25 protein-coding genes and 1 pseudogene are annotated in these 22,716 nt (G+C 73.0%); 16 read left to right on the top strand and 10 right to left on the bottom strand.

Features of this window, described 5'->3' with window-relative positions; translation table 11 throughout:
* Positions 1 to 15: 15 nt before the first annotated feature.
* Both AMA02S_RS37130 and AMA02S_RS37125 read right to left on the bottom strand, forming a co-directional pair.
* On the bottom strand, positions 16 to 1,152 hold the full coding sequence (locus AMA02S_RS37130) for a VldE C-terminal domain-containing protein (RefSeq protein WP_245667999.1): 1,137 nt from the start codon (positions 1,150 to 1,152) through the stop codon (positions 16 to 18).
* On the bottom strand, positions 1,143 to 1,982 hold the full coding sequence (locus AMA02S_RS37125; protein ID WP_067468835.1) for a DUF4253 domain-containing protein: 840 nt from the start codon (positions 1,980 to 1,982) through the stop codon (positions 1,143 to 1,145). Before AMA02S_RS37125 ends, AMA02S_RS37130 begins: the two co-directional genes overlap by 10 nt.
* A 201-nt stretch (positions 1,983 to 2,183) precedes the next feature.
* On the opposite strand from AMA02S_RS37125, the gene AMA02S_RS37120 reads away from it, so the two are divergent.
* The gene (locus tag AMA02S_RS37120) at positions 2,184 to 3,404 is read left to right on the top strand and encodes a sensor histidine kinase (RefSeq protein ID WP_067468832.1); all 1,221 of its coding nucleotides are present in this window, start codon (positions 2,184 to 2,186) and stop codon (positions 3,402 to 3,404) included.
* Positions 3,392 to 4,030, top strand: coding sequence for a LuxR C-terminal-related transcriptional regulator (locus AMA02S_RS37115; protein ID WP_067468829.1), 639 nt, complete (start codon positions 3,392 to 3,394; stop codon positions 4,028 to 4,030). The genes AMA02S_RS37120 and AMA02S_RS37115 overlap by 13 nt, the downstream gene beginning before the upstream one ends.
* On the opposite strand, the gene AMA02S_RS37110 is transcribed toward AMA02S_RS37115, so the two are convergent.
* A complete protein-coding gene (locus tag AMA02S_RS37110) occupies positions 4,020 to 4,424 on the bottom strand; it encodes a TetR/AcrR family transcriptional regulator C-terminal domain-containing protein (RefSeq protein ID WP_157431079.1) in 405 nt (134 codons plus the stop codon). The two genes, AMA02S_RS37115 and AMA02S_RS37110, sit on opposite strands and share 11 nt — an antisense overlap.
* 2 nt (positions 4,425 to 4,426) lie before the next feature.
* Here AMA02S_RS37110 and AMA02S_RS37105 point away from each other — a divergent pair.
* Positions 4,427 to 5,095, top strand: a pseudogene (locus tag AMA02S_RS37105) (ATP-binding cassette domain-containing protein); the annotation flags it as partial.
* A 74-nt stretch (positions 5,096 to 5,169) separates the two neighbouring features.
* Positions 5,170 to 6,051: an alpha/beta hydrolase gene (locus tag AMA02S_RS37100; RefSeq protein WP_245667998.1), complete on the top strand. Its 882-nt coding sequence runs from the start codon at positions 5,170 to 5,172 to the stop codon at positions 6,049 to 6,051.
* Here AMA02S_RS37100 and AMA02S_RS37095 read toward each other — a convergent pair whose 3' ends face one another.
* Positions 6,052 to 6,990 carry a LysR substrate-binding domain-containing protein gene (locus tag AMA02S_RS37095; protein ID WP_067468820.1) on the bottom strand — a complete coding sequence of 313 codons (939 nt, stop codon included), beginning with the start codon at positions 6,988 to 6,990 and terminating at the stop codon, positions 6,052 to 6,054.
* A gap of 117 nt (positions 6,991 to 7,107) precedes the next feature.
* Between AMA02S_RS37095 and AMA02S_RS37090 the strand changes: the two genes are divergently transcribed.
* From AMA02S_RS37090 to AMA02S_RS37055, 8 genes are all read left to right on the top strand, one after another.
* Positions 7,108 to 8,544, top strand: coding sequence for a 2-hydroxymuconic semialdehyde dehydrogenase (locus AMA02S_RS37090; protein ID WP_067468817.1), 1,437 nt, complete (start codon positions 7,108 to 7,110; stop codon positions 8,542 to 8,544).
* 10 nt (positions 8,545 to 8,554) lie between these two features.
* Positions 8,555 to 9,361 (top strand): 2-keto-4-pentenoate hydratase, encoded by an 807-nt coding sequence (locus AMA02S_RS37085; RefSeq protein WP_067468814.1) that lies wholly within the window; start codon positions 8,555 to 8,557, stop codon positions 9,359 to 9,361.
* Positions 9,361 to 10,104, top strand: coding sequence for a 2-keto-4-pentenoate hydratase (locus AMA02S_RS37080; RefSeq protein ID WP_067468812.1), 744 nt, complete (start codon positions 9,361 to 9,363; stop codon positions 10,102 to 10,104). Before AMA02S_RS37085 ends, AMA02S_RS37080 begins: the two co-directional genes overlap by 1 nt.
* A complete protein-coding gene (locus tag AMA02S_RS37075) occupies positions 10,104 to 10,562 on the top strand; it encodes a RidA family protein (RefSeq protein WP_067468810.1) in 459 nt (152 codons plus the stop codon). The genes AMA02S_RS37080 and AMA02S_RS37075 overlap by 1 nt, the downstream gene beginning before the upstream one ends.
* On the top strand, positions 10,559 to 11,131 hold the full coding sequence (locus tag AMA02S_RS37070; RefSeq protein ID WP_067468808.1) for a 3-hydroxyanthranilate 3,4-dioxygenase: 573 nt from the start codon (positions 10,559 to 10,561) through the stop codon (positions 11,129 to 11,131). The genes AMA02S_RS37075 and AMA02S_RS37070 overlap by 4 nt, the downstream gene beginning before the upstream one ends.
* Before the next feature lie 10 nt (positions 11,132 to 11,141).
* A complete protein-coding gene (locus tag AMA02S_RS37065; protein ID WP_067468806.1) occupies positions 11,142 to 12,191 on the top strand; it encodes an amidohydrolase family protein in 1,050 nt (349 codons plus the stop codon).
* Entirely contained in the window at positions 12,188 to 13,471 is a 1,284-nt protein-coding gene (gene kynU / locus AMA02S_RS37060; RefSeq protein WP_245667997.1) for a kynureninase, read from the top strand. The genes AMA02S_RS37065 and kynU overlap by 4 nt, the downstream gene beginning before the upstream one ends.
* Positions 13,472 to 13,717: 246 nt before the next feature.
* Positions 13,718 to 13,921: a cold-shock protein gene (locus tag AMA02S_RS37055; RefSeq protein ID WP_067468803.1), complete on the top strand. Its 204-nt coding sequence runs from the start codon at positions 13,718 to 13,720 to the stop codon at positions 13,919 to 13,921.
* Here the strand turns inward: AMA02S_RS37055 and AMA02S_RS37050 are convergent.
* A complete protein-coding gene (locus tag AMA02S_RS37050) occupies positions 13,918 to 14,253 on the bottom strand; it encodes a luciferase domain-containing protein (RefSeq protein ID WP_067468800.1) in 336 nt (111 codons plus the stop codon). The two genes, AMA02S_RS37055 and AMA02S_RS37050, sit on opposite strands and share 4 nt — an antisense overlap.
* A gap of 250 nt (positions 14,254 to 14,503) precedes the next feature.
* The gene (locus AMA02S_RS37045; RefSeq protein WP_067468797.1) at positions 14,504 to 15,685 is read right to left on the bottom strand and encodes an MFS transporter; all 1,182 of its coding nucleotides are present in this window, start codon (positions 15,683 to 15,685) and stop codon (positions 14,504 to 14,506) included.
* Positions 15,686 to 15,759: 74 nt separating this feature from the next.
* Between AMA02S_RS37045 and AMA02S_RS37040 the strand changes: the two genes are divergently transcribed.
* Positions 15,760 to 16,791, top strand: coding sequence for an ROK family transcriptional regulator (locus AMA02S_RS37040; RefSeq protein WP_218005248.1), 1,032 nt, complete (start codon positions 15,760 to 15,762; stop codon positions 16,789 to 16,791).
* Positions 16,792 to 16,807: 16 nt separating this feature from the next.
* On the opposite strand, the gene AMA02S_RS37035 is transcribed toward AMA02S_RS37040, so the two are convergent.
* Both AMA02S_RS37035 and AMA02S_RS37030 read right to left on the bottom strand, forming a co-directional pair.
* The gene (locus AMA02S_RS37035) at positions 16,808 to 17,461 is read right to left on the bottom strand and encodes a TetR/AcrR family transcriptional regulator (protein ID WP_245667995.1); all 654 of its coding nucleotides are present in this window, start codon (positions 17,459 to 17,461) and stop codon (positions 16,808 to 16,810) included.
* A gap of 8 nt (positions 17,462 to 17,469) precedes the next feature.
* Positions 17,470 to 18,693, bottom strand: coding sequence for an acyl-CoA dehydrogenase family protein (locus tag AMA02S_RS37030; protein ID WP_067468791.1), 1,224 nt, complete (start codon positions 18,691 to 18,693; stop codon positions 17,470 to 17,472).
* A gap of 46 nt (positions 18,694 to 18,739) precedes the next feature.
* Here AMA02S_RS37030 and AMA02S_RS37025 point away from each other — a divergent pair, with 46 nt between their 5' ends.
* Both AMA02S_RS37025 and AMA02S_RS37020 read left to right on the top strand, forming a co-directional pair.
* The gene (locus tag AMA02S_RS37025; protein WP_067468788.1) at positions 18,740 to 19,486 is read left to right on the top strand and encodes an SDR family oxidoreductase; all 747 of its coding nucleotides are present in this window, start codon (positions 18,740 to 18,742) and stop codon (positions 19,484 to 19,486) included.
* A gap of 26 nt (positions 19,487 to 19,512) precedes the next feature.
* The gene (locus tag AMA02S_RS37020; protein ID WP_067468785.1) at positions 19,513 to 20,469 is read left to right on the top strand and encodes a quinone oxidoreductase family protein; all 957 of its coding nucleotides are present in this window, start codon (positions 19,513 to 19,515) and stop codon (positions 20,467 to 20,469) included.
* A gap of 22 nt (positions 20,470 to 20,491) precedes the next feature.
* Here AMA02S_RS37020 and AMA02S_RS37015 read toward each other — a convergent pair whose 3' ends face one another.
* Together AMA02S_RS37015 and AMA02S_RS37010 are read right to left on the bottom strand one after the other, a co-directional pair.
* Positions 20,492 to 21,166, bottom strand: a complete 675-nt coding sequence (locus AMA02S_RS37015) for a response regulator (protein ID WP_084265993.1) — start codon at positions 21,164 to 21,166, stop codon at positions 20,492 to 20,494.
* A 25-nt stretch (positions 21,167 to 21,191) separates the two neighbouring features.
* Positions 21,192 to 22,445 (bottom strand): sensor histidine kinase, encoded by a 1,254-nt coding sequence (locus tag AMA02S_RS37010; protein WP_067468782.1) that lies wholly within the window; start codon positions 22,443 to 22,445, stop codon positions 21,192 to 21,194.
* A 136-nt stretch (positions 22,446 to 22,581) separates the two neighbouring features.
* On the opposite strand from AMA02S_RS37010, the gene AMA02S_RS45215 reads away from it, so the two are divergent.
* Entirely contained in the window at positions 22,582 to 22,683 is a 102-nt protein-coding gene (locus AMA02S_RS45215; protein WP_369688429.1) for a putative leader peptide, read from the top strand.
* Positions 22,684 to 22,716 lie beyond the last annotated feature (33 nt).

The following is a 22,716-nucleotide window of genomic DNA, read 5'->3' as shown; positions in this document are numbered from 1 at the left end:
CGGCATCGGCGGACCTCAGCGCAGCACCGAGATGTGCACGTGGTCGTAGTGGTTGGCGGTGATGCCGCCGCGGTCGGCCATCGGGCGCCAACCGCCGCCGCGCACGTTCCAGATGTGCTGCTTCCAGATGACGTAGGAGATCCCGAGCCGCCGCGCGTTGGTGATCGTGTACTGGGCGACCTGGTCGCCGTGCCGCTGCGCGCCCGCACTCGGCATAAGGCCCCCGGTGCCCTCCATGAAGTCGCAGGCCCGGCCCTCGCCGTGGTCCTGCGCATCGGCGTCCGAGCGGTGGCAGCCGATCGCCGGAAACGGCCCGAACATTCCGTTGATCTCCAGCAGGACGGTCCGCATCGTCGGCGTCATCGTGTTCCCGGTGATCGGCGAGCGGATGCCCTGTGCGCCGTCCGGGCGGCCCGTCACCTGGGGACCGCCCCCGGTCTCAAGCGGGGGTGACCGCCTGTTCAGCTGCGCCACCTTCGTGCCGCGCGGCAGGATCCGCCTGAGCTGCCCGGTCAGCCGTCCGACGTCGGTCCTCGGGGCACTGAGGACGAGCCCGTTGCCGTCCGGCAGGCCGAGCGTGCGGGCCTGCGCGCGCGAGACCACCGCGTCGACGTCGCCGATGCCCATCGAGGCATAGGCGCCGACCCGCAACCGTCCCGGATGCGCGCTGGAGCCCGCCTGCACGACCCCTCCGAGGGGCAGCGCCCCGTCCTCGCCGAGGTCGAAGGAGACGGCGAGCCCGCCGGTGGCGATCGTCTGCCACAGTCCGTCCGACTCGGCGGTCCGCGGCGGCGCGAACGCCCGGAACGTGGACGGGTCGACGCCGAGCAGCCCGACCCGCCGCCCGCCGACCCGGGCGAGGGCCGCGTCGACGACCGTCGCCCCCGCGACGCCCTTCAGCCGCCGGGCGCGCTCGACGGCCGAAGACGGCAGCGGCGCGGTACCGGCGATCAGCAGGTGCGGGGTGTAGCGGCGGGTCAGCGGCGCGACGGCGGGCGGCGCGGGCGCCGCACCGTCCGGCACCGACACGAGGTTCCGGGCGCGCTCCGCCGGACGCCGCGCGAAGATCACGGCGACGTCGGTGCCGAGGGTGACGGTGAGGGCCGCCGCGACGATCGCGGGCAGGGCCCGCCCCGGCCTGGTCAGTCCCACCAGAACGACCACCAGGTCTTGCCGCGGATCTCCTCGGCGTAACCGGCGAGGGTACCTGGTCCCTGAAAGAGGATGTCGGGGCAGAACGCCCAGTGCTCGGCCGCGACGTGGACGGCGTGCCGGGTCGTCACCGGCGGCGCGGAGACGCTGAGCTCCAGGGTGTTGAAGCCGAGCCCGACCACGCGCGCACCGAAGCGCTCCTCCCAGCTGCGGACGACGGCCGCGAGCGGCGCCGTCCACTCGTTGTGGTTGAGGGCGCCCTGCCAGCCGACGGCGGCGAGCGCGTCCGCGCCGCGCTCCACGGCGGCGAGCCCGAGCGAGGGTCTACGCGCGCCGAGCGTGCGGGCGTGGCGGTCGGCCATCGCGTCCGGGTCGTCCACCGGGTGGCCAGGTGCGGCGGGCCCGGGGCAGTGCCGACCGAAGGGGGCCAGGTCGCGGTGGTCCTCGGCCGCGGCCTGCTCCGCCCAGTCGGCCCACACCTCGTACATGAACGCGTGGGGGGCGTAGTTGCCGACCTCGGCCACCGGCTCGGGGGCGATCTGCCCGGCCGCCCACGGCTGGTCGGTCTCGTCCATCAGCAGCGGCCACAGCCCGGACCGGGGGTGCTCGGCGCGCAGCCGTCCCCACAGCTCGCCGTGGACCGGCTCATCGCTCAGCCAGAACGCAGGGCGCAGCAGCAGCTGGCGCTGGGGGTAACCGGGGTCGGGCCACACCACGTCCCCCTCGGGCAGCGGCACCGACAGCGTCCGCCCGGCGGGGTCGTCCCCGTCGCCGGCGAACAGCTGCGGCAGATTGTCCGGCAGGTGCCGCCGGACCTCTAGGTCATCCATTTCACGCCGTTCCGGTACAGAGCATGCCAACGGGATCTTGGCACTCCGAGATGGTAACGGCGCCCGGCGTTCCCTGGGGGCGAGCCGCCGCCTTCGGTCACGCACCGTTGCAAAGCGGGTGTAGTCCGCTCCACCGACGTCCTGGGGGCGGGCCCCGGTGCGCGGCGCCACGGCTTCCCCTACCGTGTGGTTCGAGGAGACATGACCAGGGCATTGAGACGCAGCGCAGAGGCGACCCGCTACCTTCTGACCGGGTTGCTCACCGCCGTGCCCGCCCTGCTGGGGATCGGCCCCGTGCTGGTATTCCTGGCGCTGCTGGTGATCACGCTGCCGTGGCTGCCGTACGCGGTGAAGCCGCTGCGCGCGCTCGCGAACCTTGAGCGGCGTCGCGCGGCCCGTCTGCTGGGGCATGAGATCCCCGTGCCGTACCGGGAGCTGGGGGACGCGAAGTCGGACGAGGCGCGCCGGCTGATGTGGTCCCCGGCGCTGTGGCGGGACGTGGCGTGGATCGGGGTGCACGGGGTCCTGGGGCTGGTGGCGGGGGTCTTCGCGGTCGGGCTGTGGCCGGCGATCCCGTTCTCGTTCTCGCAGCCGCTGTGGTGGTGGGCTGCGCCGGAGGGGTCCCAGTCGGCGTTCGTGACCCTGGACAGCTGGCCCAAGGCGCTGACCCTGCCTTTCCTTCAGGTTGCCCTGGACGTGTTCCTCCTGCTGTGGCTGGTGCCGCGGCTCGCGCGCTGGCAGGCGAGGCTGGCCGAGGTGCTGCTGGGCCCCACCCGCCGCTCCAGCCTGACCGAGCGGGTCGAGCAGCTGACCGAGACCCGGGCAGAGGCCCTGGAGGCGCACGGCGCCGAGCTGCGCCGCATCGAGCGGGATCTGCACGACGGGACGCAGGCGCAGCTCGTCGCGGCGGCGCTGCGGCTCGGACTCGCCGACCGTCGCTTCGACGCCGAACCGGACGCCGCACGGACCCTGTTCCTGGAGGCCAGGGAGGGTGTGGAGGAGGCCCTCACCCAGCTGCGCACGGTGATCCGCGGGATCTACCCGCCGATCCTGTCCGACCGGGGCCTCGCCGGGGCGCTCCGCGCGCTGGCGGCGGGGCGGCCGATCCCGGTCGAGATGGACCTCACGGACGCCCGGGCGCCCGCCGCCGTCGAGGCCGCCGCCTACTTCGTCGTCGCCGAGGCCCTCACCAACGTCGCCAAGCACAGCGGTGCGGCCCGCGCGTGGGTCACCGTCCGCCGAGACGGGGCCCTGCTGAGCATCGTGGTGCGAGATGATGGGAAGGGCGGGGCCGACGCCGGCCGCGGCAGCGGGCTCGCGGGCATCCGCCGCCGGGTGGCGGCGCTCGACGGCGTCACCCGCATCGACAGCCCCGACGGGGGAGGCACGACGCTTGAGGTGGCCCTGCCGTGCGGATCGTGATCGCCGAGGACAACGTTCTGCTGCGCGAGGGTCTGGTCCTGCTGCTGTCCTCGGACGGGCATGAGGTCGTGGCCGTGGCCGACACCGGGCCGGCCGTGCTGCCCGCGCTGCTGGAGCACCGTCCCGACGCCGCCGTGCTCGACGTCCGGCTCCCGCCCGGCTTCCGCGACGAGGGGCTGCGCGCCGCCGTCGAGGCCCGCAAGCGGCTGCCGGGGCTGCCGCTGCTCGTGCTGTCGCAGTACGTCGAGGAGACCTACGCCGCCGAACTGCTCGCCGGGGGCGCCGAAGGCGTCGGCTACCTGCTCAAGGACCGGGTGAGCCGGGTCGATGAGTTCCTGGACGCCCTCACGCGCGTCGCCGCCGGCGGCACCGCGCTGGACCCCGAGGTCGTCTCCCAGCTGATGACCGCCCGCCGCGACCCCCTCCAGGCGCTCACACCCCGCGAGCGGGAGGTGCTCGCGCTCATGGCGCAGGGCCTGGACAACGCCACCATCGCCACCACACTGGTGATCACCGAACGCTCGGTCAGCAAGCACATCGGCGCGGTGTTCGCCAAGCTCGGCCTGCCGCCCAGCGACAGCGGGCACCGCCGCGTCCTCGCCGTCCTGGCCTACCTCAACTCCTGACCGTCTCCCCGGATCGCGGCAGCGTTCCGGCGATCCCGTCCAGCAGGTGCCCGAGGCCCTGGACGAACGCCGCATCCCAGTCGAGCCCGTCGAGATGGCCGTGCTCGGCGAGGCTCGGATACCGGTCCCGGTTGCGCTCCAGGTAGCCCGCCGCGGGCTCCTGCGCGGTCGCCTCGCCGCCGCGTGCGCCGACCTCCATCAGCGCCGATCCGATGACGTAGTTGGCCAGCGCGTACGCGGTGGCGGCGAGTCGCGGGCCGCTCAGGCCCAGCGTGGCGAGGGACGCGAACAGGAATTCGGTGCGGGCGAGGACGTTCGGGCCGAGGAGGGGCCGCCCGCCGAGGACGGACGCCGACCACGGATGGCGGAGCATCGCGGCGCGCCAGCCCGACACCAGTGCGGTTGCGCCTGCGCGGTGGCAGGACGGGCAAGCGTGCTCTGACCTGCGACTCGCTGGAGCTGACCGGCCTTACGCGCCCCTTCGGCACCGAGGTCTGGTTCGGGGAGCGCGTCGGGGTGCTGGGTTCGAACGGCTCGGGCGAGTCGACGTTTCTGCGCCTGCTGGCCGGTGACGACGTCCTGCACGGCGGAGCCTTCCACCTGGGGGCGAGGGTCGTCCCGGGCCACTTCGTCCAGACCCATGCACGCCCGGACCTGCACGGCCGTTCCCCCGTCGAGATCGTGATGTCGGAGTACGCGCTGTCCCGCAACGACGCCATGGCCGCCCTCGCGCGCTACGAACTGGCTCCCGCCGGATCCCGCCCGTTCGAGACGCTCTCGGGCGGTCAGCAGGCCCGGCTCCAGATCCTCCTGTTGGAGCTCTCGGGCGCGACGCTCCTGCTGCTCGACGAGCCCACCGACAACCTCGACCTGGCGAGCGCCGAGGCGCTGCAGGAGGTTCTGGCGTCCTACTCTGGGACGGTCCTGGCCGTCACCCACGATCGCTGGTTCGCCGCCGACCTCGACCGCTATCTGGTCTTCGGCGCGGACGGCCGCGTCCACCAGGCGGACGAGCCGCTATGGGACGAGGCTCCGCGGAAGCGCGGGGGCATAGCCCGGCTGTGATAGCGGCCGGCCGGATCGGTATTTGATCGTGGCGCCCGGTGGCGGGAGGCTGGTCACCGACCGGAAGGATGCGCGTGGAGACCGTCGATCTTGATGACTGGCCGGGCAGGGAGTGGGGCGACGAGCAGTTGGACGTCGCCTACAACGTGCGCCGCAAGGCCGGGCCCGAGCTGTTCGACCGGCACATGCAGCGGTACCGCGCGGAGTCCGCGCGGGCCGTCGACGGGCTGCCCGGACGTCCCGGGATCGTCTACGACGAGGCGAGCGGGGAACGCCTGGACGTGTGGGGCGTGGAGGGGACCGCTCTCCGGCCCGCGTTCGTCTACCTTCACGGCGGCTACTGGGTCGCGCTGTCGCGGCACGAGTCGTCCTTCATGGCCCGGGCCCTGCACGAGCGGGGTGTGGCCACCGTCGTGCCCGACTACACCCTCGCGCCCGGGGCCACGCTGGAGGAGATCGTCCGGCAGGTCCGGGCGTCGATCGCGTGGGTCCACCGCCACGGCCGCGAGCACGGCCTCGACCCGGACCGCATCGTCGTCGGCGGCAGCTCGGCGGGCGGCCACCTGACGGGGATGACGATGGTCGGCGGATGGCAGGGGCCGCTCGGCCTGCCCGAGGACGTGGTTAAGGCGGCCATGCCGTTCAGCGGGCTGTTCGATATCCGTCCGCTGACCCGCGTGTACGTCAACCAGTGGGTGGGACTGGACGTCGGCCGTGCGGCCGCGCTGAGCCCGGCGCTGCTTCCCGCGCGGCGCCGGTGCCCCGCCGTGATCGCTGTCGCCGAGCACGACGGCGCCGGGTTCCTGGAACAGTCGCGGCGATTCCAGCCGCACTGGAACGCGGGCGACCTGATGGTGGTGCCGGACCGCGACCATTTCGATGTCGTCCTCGATCTCGCCGATCCGGGGTCGGCCGCCTTCCGGGCGCTGCTCGCGCTGATCGGCCGGTCCCGCTGATCAGCCCGCCACCAGATCGCTGATCTCGGCCGCCTCGCCGCGCAGGTGGTCGAGCATCAACCGGGCGGACGGGGTCGGCGACCGGTGCGCCGGCAGGGTGACGCCCACCTGGCGGCGGACGGTCTCCAGCGGAACCGGAAGGGGCGCGATGCCGGTGTCGGTCCGCGCCACCAGCTCGGGCAGTGCGGCGATCATGTCAGTGTCGCGGACCAGGGTGCGGACGGTCAGGACCGAGGTGCACTCCACCAGGTTCCCCGGCGGCACGAGACCCTCGGCGCGGAAGAGCTGCTCCAACTCCGTGCGCAACGCCGTCTGCTCCAGGGGCAGCACCCACGGGTAGTCGAGCAGGTCGGCCAGGCTCAAGCCCGGCCGCGTCCGCGCCGGGTGGTCGTGGCGGGCGACGAGGCGGACGGGCTCGCCGTAGAGGGTGATCTGGCGCAGGCCCCGCAGGTCGCCGATCGGGTTGAGGCGCCCGAGGATCAGGTCGATCTCCCCGTCCAGCAGTCGCGGGACCTGCGCGTCGAACGTGGCCTCCTGGACGATCACGGTGATGCCGGGGCGGTCCTTCTTCAGCGCGGCGATGGCGCGGGGGAGCAGCACGTTGGATCCCGCGAGGAGCGTGCCGATCGTGACCGTGCCGACCTCGCCGTCGGCGAGCCCGGAGATCCGTTCGCCCGCACGGCGCAGCTCGGCGAGGACGGCGCGGGCGTGTTCGAGGAACGCGTCCCCGAACAACGTCGGCGTCACGCCGCGGGGGCCGCGGGTGAACAGCTCCACGCCGAGGAGCGCCTCCACCTCGCGCAGGCTGCGCGTCACCGCGGGCTGGGCCAGATGGAGATGCTCGGCCGCCCGCAGGACGCTGCCCTGGTCGGCGATGGCCGCGACCAGGACGAGGTGTCGCAGCTTCAGCCGCCCGTTGAGCAGGTCGATCGCGCGCATGCCCCCTTCCTATCACAGTCTGGTGATAGCAACAGGGGGATTTGGTATTTGCCAGGCATAGCTGGGGTGGCGCAGGATCGCAGGTGTCCGGGCAGATCACGGGGTGGAGGAAACGGGATGAAGGCTGAGCACTACGTCGGCGGGGTCTTCCGTTCGGACGGTCCGGCCTTCCCTCTCGTCGCGCCGGCCGACGGCACCGAGATGGGCGCCGTCCCCGAGGCCACCCGCGAGGTCGTCGACGACGCCGTGACGGCCGCCCAGGCCGCGCTCGTCGGCCCCTGGGGCGCGACGGGCGTCGAGGAGCGCGCAGCCACCCTGCGCCGGATCGCCGACGGCATCCAGGCGCGGTTCGAGGAGTTCGTCGACGCGGAGGTCGCCGACACCGGCAAGCCCCGCGAGCTGGCCTCCACCGTCGACATTCCCCGCGCCATCGGCAACTTCCGCGCCTATGCCGAGCTGCTGTACGGGCGGCCCGAACGGGCCTACACGACGCAGATCCCGGGCTGGAGCGCCGGGGCCGGGCAGGCGCTCAACTACACCGTCCGCCGCCCCCTCGGGGTGGTCGCGGTCATCTCGCCCTGGAACCTCCCGCTGCTGCTGCTGACCTGGAAGGTCGCCCCGGCCCTCGCGGCCGGGAACGCCGTCGTGGCCAAGCCGTCGGAGGAGACGCCCTTGACCGCGACGCTGCTCGCCCAGGTGATCGACCAGGCCGGGCTGCCGTCCGGCGCGTTCAACCTCGTGCACGGGCACGGCGCGGGCGCGGCGGGCGAGTTCCTGACCGGGCACCCGGGCGTGGACGCCATCGCCTTCACCGGCGAGTCGGCCACCGGCGCGGCCATCATGCGTAATGCCGCCGACCACGTCACCCCCGTCTCGTTCGAGCTCGGCGGCAAGAACCCCGCGCTGGTCTTCGCCGACGCCGACCTCGACGCGGCCGTCGACGGCACCGTCCGCTCCTCGTTCACCCACTCCGGGCAGATCTGCCTGTGCACCGAACGCGTCTACGTCGAACGGCCGGTCTTCGAGGAGTTCGTCGCCAGGCTCGCCGAGCGTGCGCGGGCGCTGGACGGCTACGGCCCGATGATCTCGGCCGAGCACCGTGACAAGGTCCTGTCCTACTACCGGCTCGCTCGCGAGGAGGGCGCCGAGGTCGTGGCCGGAGGCGGCGTCCCCTCCTTCGGGGACGCGCGGGACGGCGGCTTCTACGTCGAGCCCACCGTGCTCACCGGGCTGCCCGAGACGGCCCGGACCGTCCGCGAGGAGATCTTCGGGCCCGTCTGCCACGTGGCCCCCTTCGACACCGAGGACGAGGCACTCCGGCTCGCCAACGACAGCCCCTACGGCCTGGCGTCCACCGTCTGGACCCGCGACCTGTCCCGGGCGCACCGGGTCGCGCCGCGCGTGCAGACCGGGATCGTCTGGGTGAACTGCTGGAACCTGCGCGATCTGCGGACACCGTTCGGCGGCGTCAAGGCGTCCGGCATCGGGCGCGAGGGGGGAGAGTACTCCCTGGACTTCTTCTCCGAACCCGTCAACGTGTGCATCCAGATCTGAGAGCGGACCCGTGACCGATCCTTCCAGCAGCGACCCCACCGGCATCGACGCCGCCGCCGAACGCCTTCTCGGCGCCCACGCCTCGGGCGTGCCGTGCGCGCCCGTCCGTGACCTGATCACCTCCGCGGACGACGCCTACGCCGTCCAGGACCGGCTGACCGAGCGCTGGCTGCGCGACGGCCGCCGCCTCACCGGCCGCAAGATCGGCCTGACGTCGCCGGCCGTGCAGGACCAGCTCGGTGTCACCAGCCCCGACTTCGGGATGCTGTTCGCCGACATGGCCGTCCCGGACGGGGCGGAGATCCCGCCGGGCGCCGTCCTGCAGCCGCGCGCGGAGGCCGAGGTCGCGCTCGTCCTGGACGGTGATCTGCCGCACGAGCGGCACACCGTCGCCGACCTGATCCGCGCGACCGCGTTCGCGCTGCCCGCCATCGAGGTCGTCGGCAGCCGCGTCCGCGACTGGGACATCACCCTTGCCGACACGGTCGCCGACAACGCCTCCTCGGGCATGTACGTCCTCGGCACCAGGCCCGTCCGGCTCGCGGACGTGGACCTGCGGCTGTGCGGGATGGTCTTGGAGCGCCGCGGCGAGCAACTGTCCACCGGTAACGGCGCCGCGTGCCTCGGCCATCCGCTGAACGCGGCGCTGTGGCTCGCCGACACGCTCGCCCGGCTCGGCCGCCCGCTGCGGGCGGGTGACACCGTGCTCACGGGCGCGCTCGGCCCGGTGGTGCCCGCGGCCCCCGGCGACGTGTTCGAGGCGCGCATCGACGGCCTCGGCGACGTCCGCGTCGCGTTCGGCAAGGAGGAGTCCTGATGGTGGACGTGCGGGACCTGGCGACGAGGCTGGACGAGGCCGCCCGGGACGTGCGGGCGATCCCCCCGCTCACCGACGCGTCCCCCTTCGACGTGTCCACCGCCTATGCGGTGCAGCGCGCGGTCATCGAGCGACGGCGCCGCCGGGGGGAGCGGCTCGCGGGCGTCAAGATGGGCTTCACCAGCCGCGCCAAGATGATCCAGATGGGTGTGGACGACGTCATCTGGGGCCTGCTCACCGACGCGATGCTCGCCGAGTCGTCGGTCGACCTCTCGGCCCTCATCCACCCGCGGATCGAGCCGGAGATCGCCTACCTCATCGGGCGGGAGGTCCGTTCGGTCGCCGAGGTGGAGTCGGCCGTGACGGGCGTCGCGGTCGGGTTCGAGGTGCTCGACTCCCGCTACCGGGACTTCAGGTTCACGCTGCCGGACGTGATCGCCGACAACGCCTCCGCCGCGCGGTTCGGCTTCGGCGCCTGGCACGCGCCCCGCGACCTGTCCAATGTCGGGTTGCTGATGGAGATCGACGGCCGTCCCGCGCAGACCGGGTCGTCCGCCGCGATCCTCGGCGATCCGGCCCGGTCACTGCGCGCGGCGGCACGGCTGGCGCTCGGCGCCGGGATGCGGCTCGAACCCGGCTGGATCGTGCTGGCGGGCGCCGCGACCGCCGCCGTCCCGCTGCCCAAGGACGCGCATGTGCGTGTCATCGGCGCGGGGCTCGGCGCCGTGGAGGTGACCACCTGATGGGACGGGATCTGACGAACGAGGCGATCACCGTCACCGGGAAGGCCCGGCCGCGCGGCCGGTTCCCGCACGTCAGGCGTGCCGGGGACCTGGTGTTCGTGTCCGGGACGAGCTCGCGCCGCCCCGACGGGACGTTCGCCGGAGCCGACGCCGACGCGATGGGCGTCACCGACCTCGACATCCGCGCGCAGACCCGCGCCGTCATCGAGAACATCGGGGACCTGCTCGAAGCCGCCGGGGGAGGGCTGGCCGACCTCGTCAACGTCACCACCTACCTGGTGAACATGAACGACTTCGGCGGGTACAACGAGGTCTACGGCGAGTACTTCGATGCGACCGGGCCCGCCCGGACCACCGTCGCCGTCCACCAACTCCCGCACCCGCACCTGCTCATCGAGATCGCGTGCGTGGCCCACATCCCCGGCGCCCGCACCACCGGAAAGGAGGCCGGGGCATGACCCTGCCGCAGCTGTCGTTCGGGCGGCCGTTCAACTTCGACGCGTGGATCGAGGAGCATCGCGACCTTCTCAAACCGCCGGTCGGCAACGTTCAGGTGTACGACGACGCGGGGCTGATCGTCATGGTGGTCGGGGGGCCGAACCAGCGCACCGACTTCCACGACGACCCGAAGGAGGAGTTCTTCTACCAGCTCAAGGGCAACATGGTCCTGCGCGTCATGGAGGAGGAGGGCCGTCCGCCGGTCGACCTCCAGATCAACGAGGGCGATGTGTTCCTGCTGCCGCCGCACGTCCGGCACTCACCGCAGCGGCCCGAGATCGGATCGATCGGTCTCGTGGTGGAGATCCCGCGCCCGGAGGGCCAGCGGGAGGCGTTCGAGTGGTACTGCCCCGAGTGCCACCACCTCGTGCACCGCGTGGACCTCCAGGTCCGCTCGATCGTCGATGACCTGCCGCCGGTCTTCCAGAGCTTCTACGACGGCGACCGCAAGTGCCCGGACTGCGGCGCCGTCCACCCGGGCAAGCAGTGGCCGACGTCCATGGTCCCCGCGACGGCACCCCGTGCCTGACCTCGGATCCATGCCCGCAGCCGGCCCCGGGCCCGTCGTCGACGTTCACTCCCACGTCTTTCCCCGGTTCACGCGCGCCGAAGGCCGCGTCCTCGCCGGCGCGGGAGAGCCGTGGCTGCGCGTCGGCGCGGGCGGCGCCGGGATGATGATGAGCGGGGACGAGGAATACCGGCCCGTCGAGGAAGGGCTGTGGGACCCGGCGCGGCGGCTGGCCGACATGGACGCCGCCGGCGTCGGTGTGCAGGCCGTCTCGTCGACCCCGCTGATGTTCGGGTACGCAGCCGAGCCGGTCCGCGCCGCCGACTGGTGCGACCTGGTGAACGAGCGCATCCTGGCCTTCTGCGCGGACGTGCCGGACCGGCTGCTCCCGCTCTGCCAGGTCCCCCTCCAGGACCCGGCCCTCGCCTGCGAGGTCGCGACGAGGGCCGCGGCGGCCGGGCACCGCGGCGTCCACATCGGCAACCACGTCGGCGACCGCAACCTCGACGACCCGGGGATCACCGGCTTCCTCGCGCACTGCGCCGACCTCGGCCTGCCCGTCCTGGCCCACCCGTGGGACATGCTCGGCGCCGACCGGATGCGCGGGCACATGCTGCCGTGGCTGTCCGGGATGCCCGCCGAGACGCAGCTCAGCATCCTCGGGCTGATGCTGTCCGGCGCTTTCGAGCGCCTCCCCGAATCGCTGCGGCTGTGCTTCTGCCACGGCGGCGGCAGCTTCGCGTTCCTGCTCGGACGGGCCGACAACGCCTGGCGCAACCGTGACATCGTCCGCGCCGACTCGCCGCGTCCGCCATCGCAGTACACCGACCGGTTCTTCGTGGACTCCGCCGTGTTCGACCCGCGCGCGCTCCGGCTGCTCGTCGATGTGATGGGCAGCGATCGCGTGATGCTGGGCACCGACTACCCGTTCCCCCTGGGGGAGAAGGAGCCCGGCGAGACCATCCGGGCCTGCCCGGGGCTGGACGACGCCGAACGCGCCCAGATGCTCGGTGGCAACGCGCAGGCGTTCTTCGCAGCCGTCCCCGCCGGACTGGTCGCCTCCGAAGGAAGTATGCAGTGAGCTCCGAAAACACGGTGACCTTCGCGGACGAGGCGCGGCGCCTCGACGAGACCGACCCGCTGCCGACGCTGCGCGGGGAGTTCCTCGTCCCACCGGCGCCGGGTGGGCCGCACCCCGAAGCGGCCTACTTCGCGGGCAACTCGCTCGGCCTCCAGCCGGCCACGGTCGCGGGGCTCCTGCGCGAGGAACTTGACGACTGGGCGCGGCTGGCGGTCGAGGGCCACACCCGGGCGCGCCGTCCCTGGGTGGCCTACCACGAGCTGCTGCGCGAGCCCGCCGCCCGCCTTGTCGGCGCCCTGCCGCACGAGGTCGTCGCGATGAACTCGCTGACGGTCAACCTGCACCTGATGATGGCGACCTTCTACCGGCCCGCCGGGAGCCGCACCCGCATCGTCATCGAGGACTCGGCCTTCCCGTCCGACTCCTACGCGGTCGCCAGCCAGGCCGTCCACCACGGGCTGGACCCGGCGCGGACCGTCGTGCGGCTGCGACCCCGGCCGGGCGAGGAGCACCTGCGCACGGAGGACATCCTCAGCTTCCTCGAACGTGAGGGGGCGACGGTGGCGCTGCTCATGCTCGGCGGCGTCAACTACCTGACCGGCCAGCTCATGGACATGCCCGCGATCACCAAGGCGGGCCGCGCCGCCGGCGCCGCCGTCGGCTGGGACCTCGCGCACGCCGCCGGGAACGTCCCGCTGCGCCTGCACGACTGGGACGTGGACTTCGCCGCCTGGTGCACCTACAAGTACCTCAACAGCGGGCCCGGGGCCGTCGCCGGGTGCTTCATCCACGAGCGGCACGTCCGGGACGCCTCGCTGCCGCGGCTGGCGGGTTGGTGGGGCACCGACCCCTCCGTCCGGTTCCGGATGGAGCCCGACATCGCGCCGCCCGCCTCGGCCGACGCCTGGCAGCTGTCCAACCCGCCGATCATGGCGCTCGCTCCCGTGCTGGCCTCCCTGGAGATCTTCGACCGAGTCGGGATGGAGGCGCTGCGCGCCAGGAGCGAGCGTCTCACCGGCTACCTCGCGTCCCGGCTGGCCGCCGTCCGGGGCGCGGAGCCGCTCACCCCGGCCGATCCGGCGGCGCGTGGCTGCCAGCTGTCGCTGCGGGTCAGCGACGCGGGCGGCCTGGTCGCGCGGCTCGCCGAGCGGCACGGCGTGATCGCCGACGCCCGCGAGCCCGACGTCGTCCGGCTCGCGCCCGTCCCGCTGTACTGCACGTTCCACGACTGCCACCGCGCCGCCGAGGCTATCGCGGACCTTGCCTCCGTTTCGGCGTGAGGGACGCGGCGAGAACCGGTGTGTCGGTGTCCGGACGCCCCCCGTATGAGGTAAGTTCGATGCGTTGCAGTCAGGCAGGCAGTTGGCCAGCAGTCTCGAACGTTTGCTCAAGAAACGCCCGCAGAAGTTCTAGACATCGGGCGTTCTCCGTTTCCCCCGGGTGATCCGGCGGACGCGAGATGAGTCCGCTATGCAGCCCGGCCGTCGCCCGGCGGCCGGTGAAGCGTCACCCAGAGGAGAAGGAAAGTGGCAGAAGGCACCGTGAAGTGGTTCAACGCCGAGAAGGGCTTCGGGTTCATCGCGCCTGACGGCGGGGGCCCGGACGTGTTCGTGCACTACTCGGCGATCACCACCAGCGGCTACCGCAGCCTGGACGAGAACCAGCGCGTTGGATTCGAGATCACCCAGGGACAGAAGGGCCCGCAGGCCGAGGGCGTCTACCCGCTCTAAGGCCCCGGGCTCATCCGGACCTGAGCCCCGGTCACCGCATCGTGGTGATCGGGGCTTTCGGCTCTCCCGGCTGTTCCCCGCCGCGGCATCGCGGCGCCGCACGGCGTGAGCCGCCTTCCGCCGCCGGTGGGCGGGCGGGTGTGCGCCTTGATCGCGACGCTGGCCAGCGACACCACCATCGCCATGTCCGAGTCCGTGTCGAGCCGGACGCAGATCCAGTCGCCGCCCGGCCGGATCAGCACCCGCCCCGAGTCGGTGAGCGCGCCGCCGAGCCGCTCCACGACCGGCCGGGTCAGGCACAGCTCCGCCTCGTCGCCGGTGTGCAGATGCATGAACTGGCCGTGTCCCGCGCACAGCGCGACGCCCGTCCCGCAGTCGGCCCGTCCTACCGAGACTCCGTGCCAAGTCCTGAGCCGCGCGACGATGCGCCCGGCATTGGCATCCGTGCCACTCCCGCCAGTAGCCACACGGCAATCGTTACGCCCGGGCGGCATCCGGGGGAACCTGCCGTGCCGAGATCGTTACGGCTCAGAATCCACGCGGGGCCTGATGTCCGTTGTGGCTCGTCCGTATCGACCGTTTTTACCGGTCGGTGTGGACGACCTCGGTGTGGACGGCGTCGGAGGCCGCTACAGCGGATCCCGCCCTCGGGCGCAGGGCGCCCGCCGCGAGGGCCATCAGCGACACCACCCCGGTGATCATGGCGAACGCGGCGGGGTAGGACACGGCGCCGGCGGCCCAGCCGGTGATGGCCGGCGCCGTCAGGCCCGACAGATAGGTGATCGTCGCCACACCCGCCACGCCTTCGCCGGCACTCGGCCCGGCGTTGCTCGCCGCCGCGAAGACCAACGGCACGATCGTCGCGGTGCCCACACCGATCAGCGCGAACCCGGCGATGCCGGGCGCCGGCGTGCGGGCGGCCACGACCAGCACGCCGCCCGCGACGGCGAGCACCCCGCCCGCTCGTACGATCACCACCGGCCCGAACCGGCGGATGAGCCGGTCGCCGGCGAGGCGCGTCGCCGCCATGCAGGACATGAAGATCGTGAAGGTGGCGGCGGCGAGGCCGGGGCCCGCGCCCGCGACCTGGGTGAGGTAGACCGCGGCCCAGTCGGCACTGGCGCCCTCGGCGAAGGTCGCGCAGAACCCGACCGCGCCGATGGCGAGGATGGGCCGGCCCGGGAGGGCGAAACGGCGCGGGGCGGGCGCGCCGGGGGCGGTCCTGTCCGGGAGCAGGCCGCGCCCAGCGACGATCCCCGTCGCGAGGAGCACCACCGCGAGCGTGCCGAGATGCAGCCGGGCGTCGATCCCGGCGTGCGCGGCGAGGATGCCCACACCGCCCGCGGCGAGGCTGCCGACGCACCACAGGCCGTGCAGGCCGGAGATGATCGGTCGCCGCAGGCGCCGCTCCAGCGTCAGCGCGTGCGCGTTCATCACGACGTCGCACATGCCGGAGGTGACGCCGTAGAATAGCATCGCCGCGAACAGCCAGGCGGGCGCCGGTGCCAGCGCGGGCAGCGCGAGCACCGCACACCATGCCGCGAGCAGGATGCGGGTCGCGGTGCGCCCGCCGAGCCGGTGTGCCAGCCGGCCGGCCATCGGCATCCCGATGAAGGCGCCGACCGACGGGCACAGCAAGGCCATCCCGAGGATGGTGGGGCCAAGGCCCAGATGGTCCTGGATCCACGGGACGCGGGTCGCCAGGGTTCCGGCCACGGCCCCGTGAACGGCGAAGGCGATGCTGATGGCGCTGCGGTTGCTCATGATCCCGCAAACTAACAGGAAGGCTTCCTGATGAAAAGAGATAACAAGCAGGAACCCTGACTAATATGTCCGGTGTGAAGACCGCCACTCCGACGATGGCCCGCGCCATCAACGACCGGCTCGCCCTCGACCTGCTGCTCGACCGCGGCCCGCTGACCGCCCCGCAGCTGCGAACGCTCACCGGGCTGTCGCGGCCGACGGTCTCCGACCTGATCGAGCGGCTCCGCGCCGACGGGCTCATCGAGGTGACAGGCGAGGCCGGCGCCGACCGGCGCGGCCCGAACGCACGGCTCTACGGGCTCGTGACCGCTCGCGCCCACGTGGCGGGCGTGGACCTGCGCCGCGACGCCGTGCACGTGTCCATCGCCGACATCGCCGGGAATGCGGAGGGCTCGGTCACGGTCCCGATGCCGCCCGATCCGGAACCCGACCTCGCCGCGCTCGTCGCCGGGGCGGTCCGGGCCGCGGCGGGCCCGCTCGTCCCGCACACGGTCGTGCTCGGCGCCCCCGGAATGGTCCACCCCCGCACCGGGCTGGCCTCCTGTGGTGGGCTCAGGGGCGCGCGACCCGACCTACAGACGGCGATCGCGGACCGCCTCGGCGTGCCGGTCGTCCTGGAGAACGAGGTCAACCTGGCGGCCCTCGCCGAGCACCGCGACGGCGCCGCCGCCGGCCACGACGACTTCGCGCTGCTGTGGCTGGACGACGGGATCGGTGCGGCGGTCGTCCTGGACGGGCGGCTGCGACGCGGCGCGTCCGGCGGCGCGGGCGAGGTCGGGCTGCTCAGGTTCGCCGGCACCGACTTCTGTCACCTGATGGAGGCCGGAGTCGCCGCGGGACGCCGGGTCGAGGACCTCGCCGGCCCGATCGTCGAGGGCGTGTTCGCGCTCGTCGCCGTCCTGGACCCGGGCCTCGTCGTCCTCGGCGGCACGCTCGGACGCCAGGGCGGGGAGCGGCTCGCCGACCTGGTCGCCGAGCGGCTCGGCGGGCTCTCGCCCGCCGACACCGAGGTGCGGCCCAGCCTGGTCGAGGGCGACGCCATCCTGCGCGGCGCGGTCCTGAGCGCCCTCGACCTCGTCCGCGACGACGTGTTCGGGCGGGTCTGATCCGAGCGGGCCGGGCTCACGCTCGTGGGAGGCGTTCGCCTGTGCGCAGGCGGTCCAAGCCGAGCCAGATGAACTCCACGGCCATCTGCTCGGCGCGGTCGCGTTCGGTGTCGGGATGCTCCAGCCACCACGAGACCATCGACAGCATCGACCCGTACATCAGCGGGACGAGGAGCCGCGCCCGGCGCTCGTTCACCTCCAGCGCCGCCGCCGACAGGCCCGGGTCGGCGCGCCGGCGCCGCAGCAGCAGGCCGGCGAACGCGGCGCCGAGCCGGTCGCGCAGCTCACGCAGCTCCAGGCCGACCTCGGGTTTGTCGAGATGCCGGATCACCAGGGCCCATGCGTCCGGCTCCGCGGTGGCGTAGTCGAACAGCACCCGGATCATCGCCCGGACGCCCTCCACCGAGCCCTGCTCAGCCAGGACGGCGAGGTTCAGCCGTACGGTGAGCTCGGCGACGATCGACTCGGTCACCTCGGCGAACAGCACCTCCTTGGAGTCGAAGTGCTGGTAGAGCAGTGCCTTGGACACCTGCGCGGCCTCCGCGACATGGTCCATCTGTGTCAGGTGGTATCCGCGCCGGCCGAACTCGGCGAGCGCCGCCGCGAGCAGGTGCTCGCGGCGCTGCGCGTGCGGCATCCGCCGCCGGGCGCCGGGCTCCGCGTCCCCCATCGGGCCGGTCATGCGCCGGGGTACCGGCCGAGCTCGGCGCGGGCGACGGAGCGGACGTGCACCTCGTCCGGTCCGTCGGCGAGCCGCAGCGTGCGCAGCCCCGCCCACATCTCGGCGAGCGGGGTGTCGTCGCTGACGCCGGCGCCGCCGTGCAGCTGGATGGCCCTGTCGACGACGTCCAGCGCGATCCGGGGCGCGATCACCTTGATCGCCGCGACCTCGGACCGGGCGGCCTGGACTCCGTGCTCGTCGATCAGCCACGCGGTCTTCAGGGTGAGCAGCCGGGCCTGCTCGATCGCCATCCGCGACTCGGCGATCTGCGCCCGCACCACGCCCTGCTTGGCCAGCGGCCCGCCGAACGCCGTGCGCGACAGCGCCCGCCTGCACATGAGCTCCAGCGCCCGCTCGGCCATCCCGACCGCGCGCATGCAATGGTGGATGCGCCCGGGCCCGAGCCGCGCCTGCGCGATGGCGAAGCCGCCGCCCTCCGTGCCGACGAGGTTGTCCATCGGGACGCGGACGTCGGTGAAGGTGATCTCGCAGTGGCCGTGCTGGTCCTGATACCCGAAAACGGGCAACGGCCGGACGATCTCGACCCCCGGCGCGTCCAGCGGCACCAGCACCATCGACTGCTGCCGGTACGGGTGGCCCTCGGGGTCGGTCTTGCCCATCACGATCATGATCTTGCAGCGCGGGTCCGCGGTCCCGGTGATCCACCACTTGCGCCCGTTGAGAACGTAGTGGTCGCCGTCGCGCTCGATCCGGGTGGAGATGTTGGTGGCGTCCGAGCTGGCCACGTCCGGTTCGGTCATCGCGAACGCGCTGCGGATCTCGCCGTCCAGCAGCGGCCGGAGCCAGCGCGCCTTCTGCTCGGGTGTGCCGAAGAGGTGGAGCACTTCCATGTTCCCGGTGTCGGGCGCCGCGCAGTTGGTGGCCTCGGGCGCGAGGAGGGGGGAGCGGCCGGTCACCTCGGCGAGGGAGGCGTAGTCGGTGACGCTCAGCCCGTGTGCGGGATCCTCGATGCCGGGTAGGAACAGGTTCCAGAGCCCGCGCCTGCGCGCCTCCACCTTGAGCTCCTCGACGACCGGCGGGACGTGGTGTTCGCGGCCCTCGGCCCGCAGGTCGCGCCGCTGGTCCGCGTAGACCCGCTCGGCGGGATAGACATGGGAGTCCATGAAGTCCTGGAGGCGGCCGAGATGGTCCCGGGCCCGCTCGCTCAAAGCGAAGTCCATTCCGTTAGGGTAACTGACGGGTCAGTTACTTTGAGAGGAGGTCCCCATGGCGGCCTTCGAGGGCGCGGGGAAGGTCGCGCTGATCACGGGCGGGGCCCGCGGGATCGGGGCGGCGACGGCGCGACGGCTGGCCGGCGCCGGCGCGCGGGTCGTCCTCGCCGACATCGACGCCGGGGCCGGCGAGGCCCTCGCGGCGGCGCTCGGCGGCTCCTTCGTCCGCTGTGACGTGCGCGAACCCGCCGACAGTGAGGCCGCGGTCGCCGCTGCCGTCGAGCGGTTCGGCGGGCTCGATCTGGCCTTCCTCAACGCCGGCGTCGCCCATGGCGGCGGTCTCGGCGACGACTTCGACCTCGCCGCCTATCGCGACGCGATGGGCGTCAACCTCGACGGCGTCTGCTTCGGCGTGCACGCCGTGCTGCCCGCGCTGCGCGCCCGCGGCGGCGGCGACATCATCGTCACCGCCAGTATGGCCGCGCTCACTCCCACCCCCTTCGCCCCGGTCTACGGCGCGAACAAGGCGGCCGTGGTCGGGCTCGTCCGCGCCCTCGGCCCCGCCCACGCGGCGGAGGGCATCCGGGTGAACGCGCTGTGCCCCTCCTTCGCCGACACCGACATCCTCGTCCCCCTGAAGGCGCAACTGGAGGAGACCGGCTTCCCGATCCTGGACGTGGGCGACGTCGTCGAGGCGTTCATGGCGATCCTGGACGCCGCCGGCACCGGGGACGCCTGGTACGCCGTGCCCGGCCGCCCACCCGAGCCGTTCCGGTTTCGCGGCGTCCCCGGGCCCCGCTGAACAGCCGTCCATCCGACAGGAGAGTCATGCGCGCGATCCAGATCACCGAGTTCGGCGGTCCCGAGGTGCTGGCCGTCACCGAACTGCCCGACCCGGTCGCCGGGCCCGGGCACCTGCTCATCGACGTGGCCCGGGCCGGGATCAACTACGCCGACACCCACCAGGCCGAGAACAGCTATCTGGCGGAGGCGGTGCTCCCGCTCGTCCCCGGCGGAGAGGTCGTCGGTACCGCTCCCGACGGCCGCCGGGTGGTCGCCCTCGTCGGCTCGGGCGGCTACGCCGAGCGGGTCGTCGCGCCCATCCCGCTCGTCTGGGGCGTGCCGGACGCCATCGACGACGTCACCGCGCTCGGCATGATCGTCCAGGGGGCGTCCGCGTGGCTCCTGCTGCGGCGCAGCGTCCACCTGGCGCCAGGCGAGTCGGTCGTCGTGCACGCCGCCGCGGGCGGCGTCGGGACCCTCGCCGTCCAGCTCGCCCGGGCCTGGGGCGCGGGACGGATCATCGCCACCGCCTCCTCCGAGGACAAACGCGCCCTCGCCCTGGAACTCGGAGCGGACGTCGCCGTCGATTCGGGTGAGCCCGACCTGAAGGACGCGCTGATCGAGGCCAACGGCGGGCGGCGCGTCGACGTCGTCCTGGAGATGACGGGCGGCACGGTCACTGACCAGAGCCTGCGAGCGCTGGCGCCGTTCGGCCGCCTGGCCTTCTACGGCATGGCGTCGCGGCAGGAGCCGGAGCCCGTGCGGCCCGCCGCGCTGATGGCGCACTCCACCACGATCGCGGGCATGTGGCTCGCGCACGTCTTCCAGCTTCCCGGCGACGTGATGCGCGCCGCGTTGGACGAGCTGTTCGGCCTCGCCGCCGAGGGCCGGTTGCGGGTGGTGGGAGGAGGTGAGTACGGGTTGACCGAGGCCAGGCAGGCCCACGAGGACCTGCGCGCGCGCCGTACCACGGGCAAGCTCGTCCTCGACCCGTCCCGCTAGCCCGCGTGCCGGTGTGGACGTACTACCCGACGAGGCCGTTCTCGTAGGCGTAGACGACGGCCTGGGTGCGGTCGCGTAGCGTGAGCTTGGTCAGCACGTGCCCGACATGCGTCTTGACCGTCTGCTCAGCCAGCACCAGCTCACCGGCGATCTCGGCGTTGGACAGCCCACGCGCGATCAGCCGCAGCACGTCCAGCTCCCGCGGGGTCAACCCGGCGGTCGCCTTCGGGCTCGGCCGCTGGTGCCGGCGCCGCCGCGCGAAGTCACCGATCAGCCGCCGGGTGATGGAGGGCGCCAGCAACGCATCGCCCGCCGCCACGACCCGCACGCCGTTCACCAGATCGGCCGCCGAGGCGTCCTTCAGCAGGAACCCGCTGGCGCCGGAGCCCAGCGCCTCGTAGACGTACTCGTCCAGGTCGAACGTCGTGAGGACGAGCACCTTGGGTCGCGTCCCGGCGGGGTCGGCGTCGGCGGCGGGCTCGCCGATCAGCTCGGCGGTGGCGGCCAGCCCGTCCATCTCCGGCATCCGGATGTCCATCACGATCACGTCCGGGTCGAGCTCGCGGGCCATCGTCACCGCCTCCCGGCCGTTGCCCGCCTGCCCGATCACCTCGATCTCGGGGTCGGAGGACAGCAGCGCCGCGAGCCCGTCGCGGATCATCACCTGGTCGTCGGCGATCAGCACCCGAATCGTCACGACAGCACCCTACGGGCACCGGGGATCAGCTCGCGTCACCGTAGGGCAGCTCAGCGACCACCGCCCAACCTCCCGCATCGCGCGCGCCCGCCGACAAGGTGCCGCCGAGCATCGTCACGCGCTCGCGCATCCCGACGAGCCCGTGGCCGCCGCCGTGCGACTCCTCCGGCGTGCTGCGGGCCCCGTCGTCGGTCACCGACACCGTCAGCGTGGCCGCCCCGTACTTGATCTCGACGTGCACGCGCGAACCCGGCGCGTACCGGGCGGCGTTGCTCAGCGACTCCTGGACGATGCGGAACGCCGACAGGTCCACTCCGGCGTCCAGCGGTTGCGGCATCCCGACGATCACGGTGGCGACCGACAGGCCGTACCGGCGGGCGGTCGCGGCCAGGTCGTCCAGCCGGTCGAGGCCGGGCTGCGGGGCGCGTTCGGCGCCCTCGTCGTCGGAGCGCAGCAGCCCGACGACACGGCGGGTCTCGGTGAGCGCCTCGCGGGCGGCGTCGCGGACCACCCCGAACGTCTGGCGCGCCGCGTCCGGCAAATCCGGGATCTTGTACGGGGCGGCCTCGGCCTGCATCGCGATCACCGACATGTGGTGCGCCACCACGTCGTGCAGTTCGCGTGCGATCCGGGCGCGCTCCTCCAGCACCGCCTGCCGGGCCAGGTCCTCGCGGTGCTGTTCCTCGCGCCTGCGCAGTTCCTCGATGGCCGAGTGACGGCCACCGACCGCGTCGCCGAAGGTGAGGGCGACCACGACGATGCCGGCGAGGATCATCCCGAACCAGCCCGGCATCCCGAACAGGACGGCGGGCACCAGCGTCCCGACGATGGTGACCGCGCCCACGCCGAGGGTGGTCTGGCGGTCGCAGCCGACACCCGCGAAGAACAGGATGACGATCAGCGCCAGGATCGCGGTGACCGGCCACGGCATGAATCCGACGCCGTGCCGGACCACGACCGTCAGCAGCAGGCCCACCGCCGCGACCCGCCAGGCCGCGAGCGGCCACCGGGACGCGAAGACCAGCGGGGCCGCCTGCAACACGCCGAGCGGCCAGGCCAGCCCGGTGTCGACGTGGTACGCCTGGGTCGCGATGGCGATGGATCCGGCGGTGAAGCCGATGGTCATGGCGAGCAGGAACAGCAGGATGGGGACCCGCAGCAGCATCCGCCCCGGCAGCAGGGTGACGGCGGGGTCGTCGTGGCCCGGCACGAGGGCGGCGCGGATGCCCTTGACCAGCCTGGCCCGCCCGCTGGACTCGGAGCGCGATGGTTCGTTCATTTGAGTGTGAGCCTAGGACGCGCGGCACCGGAACGGACTGCCTCCGGGGAGTGAGATCCGATCCGCTCCCTGGGTATCAGCCCTGACCGGCGCCTTCGAGGCCATCCGACCAATCCCGATTGACTTTGTAGGGAATATGAGTCAGGCTCGGAGTGTGACGTTCACCAGTCTCCATGAGCGCCTGCATGTCGACCTGCGCCGTCAGGCCAGCGCGCTGTGTCGCCGGCCGTCCCGCTGAGCCCGCCAGGACGCCGACCACATCGCAAGGAGC

It is taken from the genome of Actinomadura macra NBRC 14102 (assembly GCF_001552215.1).
Classification (GTDB): domain Bacteria; phylum Actinomycetota; class Actinomycetes; order Streptosporangiales; family Streptosporangiaceae; genus Spirillospora; species Spirillospora macra.
This window is presented reverse-complemented; position numbering and strand designations above follow the sequence as displayed.

Excerpts from the sequence above, each read along its gene's own strand:
- AMA02S_RS37035 (WP_245667995.1), bottom strand. The coding sequence starts at position 17,461 with ATGGGGGACGCGGAGCCCGGCGCCCGGCGGCGGATGCCGCACGCGCAG.
- AMA02S_RS37095 (WP_067468820.1), bottom strand. The coding sequence starts at position 6,990 with ATGCGCGCGATCGACCTGCTCAACGGGCGGCTGAAGCTGCGACACCTC.
- AMA02S_RS37075 (WP_067468810.1), top strand. The coding sequence starts at position 10,104 with ATGGGACGGGATCTGACGAACGAGGCGATCACCGTCACCGGGAAGGCC.
- AMA02S_RS45215 (WP_369688429.1), top strand. The coding sequence starts at position 22,582 with ATGAGTCAGGCTCGGAGTGTGACGTTCACCAGTCTCCATGAGCGCCTG.
- AMA02S_RS37080 (WP_067468812.1), top strand. The coding sequence starts at position 9,361 with ATGGTGGACGTGCGGGACCTGGCGACGAGGCTGGACGAGGCCGCCCGG.
- AMA02S_RS37030 (WP_067468791.1), bottom strand. The coding sequence starts at position 18,693 with ATGGACTTCGCTTTGAGCGAGCGGGCCCGGGACCATCTCGGCCGCCTC.
- AMA02S_RS37045 (WP_067468797.1), bottom strand. The coding sequence starts at position 15,685 with ATGAGCAACCGCAGCGCCATCAGCATCGCCTTCGCCGTTCACGGGGCC.
- AMA02S_RS37065 (WP_067468806.1), top strand. The coding sequence starts at position 11,142 with ATGCCCGCAGCCGGCCCCGGGCCCGTCGTCGACGTTCACTCCCACGTC.
- AMA02S_RS37020 (WP_067468785.1), top strand. The coding sequence starts at position 19,513 with ATGCGCGCGATCCAGATCACCGAGTTCGGCGGTCCCGAGGTGCTGGCC.
- AMA02S_RS37070 (WP_067468808.1), top strand. The coding sequence starts at position 10,559 with ATGACCCTGCCGCAGCTGTCGTTCGGGCGGCCGTTCAACTTCGACGCG.
- AMA02S_RS37050 (WP_067468800.1), bottom strand. The coding sequence starts at position 14,253 with ATGCATCTGCACACCGGCGACGAGGCGGAGCTGTGCCTGACCCGGCCG.
- AMA02S_RS37010 (WP_067468782.1), bottom strand. The coding sequence starts at position 22,445 with ATGAACGAACCATCGCGCTCCGAGTCCAGCGGGCGGGCCAGGCTGGTC.
- AMA02S_RS37125 (WP_067468835.1), bottom strand. The coding sequence starts at position 1,982 with ATGGATGACCTAGAGGTCCGGCGGCACCTGCCGGACAATCTGCCGCAG.
- AMA02S_RS37090 (WP_067468817.1), top strand. The coding sequence starts at position 7,108 with ATGAAGGCTGAGCACTACGTCGGCGGGGTCTTCCGTTCGGACGGTCCG.
- AMA02S_RS37120 (WP_067468832.1), top strand. The coding sequence starts at position 2,184 with ATGACCAGGGCATTGAGACGCAGCGCAGAGGCGACCCGCTACCTTCTG.
- AMA02S_RS37025 (WP_067468788.1), top strand. The coding sequence starts at position 18,740 with ATGGCGGCCTTCGAGGGCGCGGGGAAGGTCGCGCTGATCACGGGCGGG.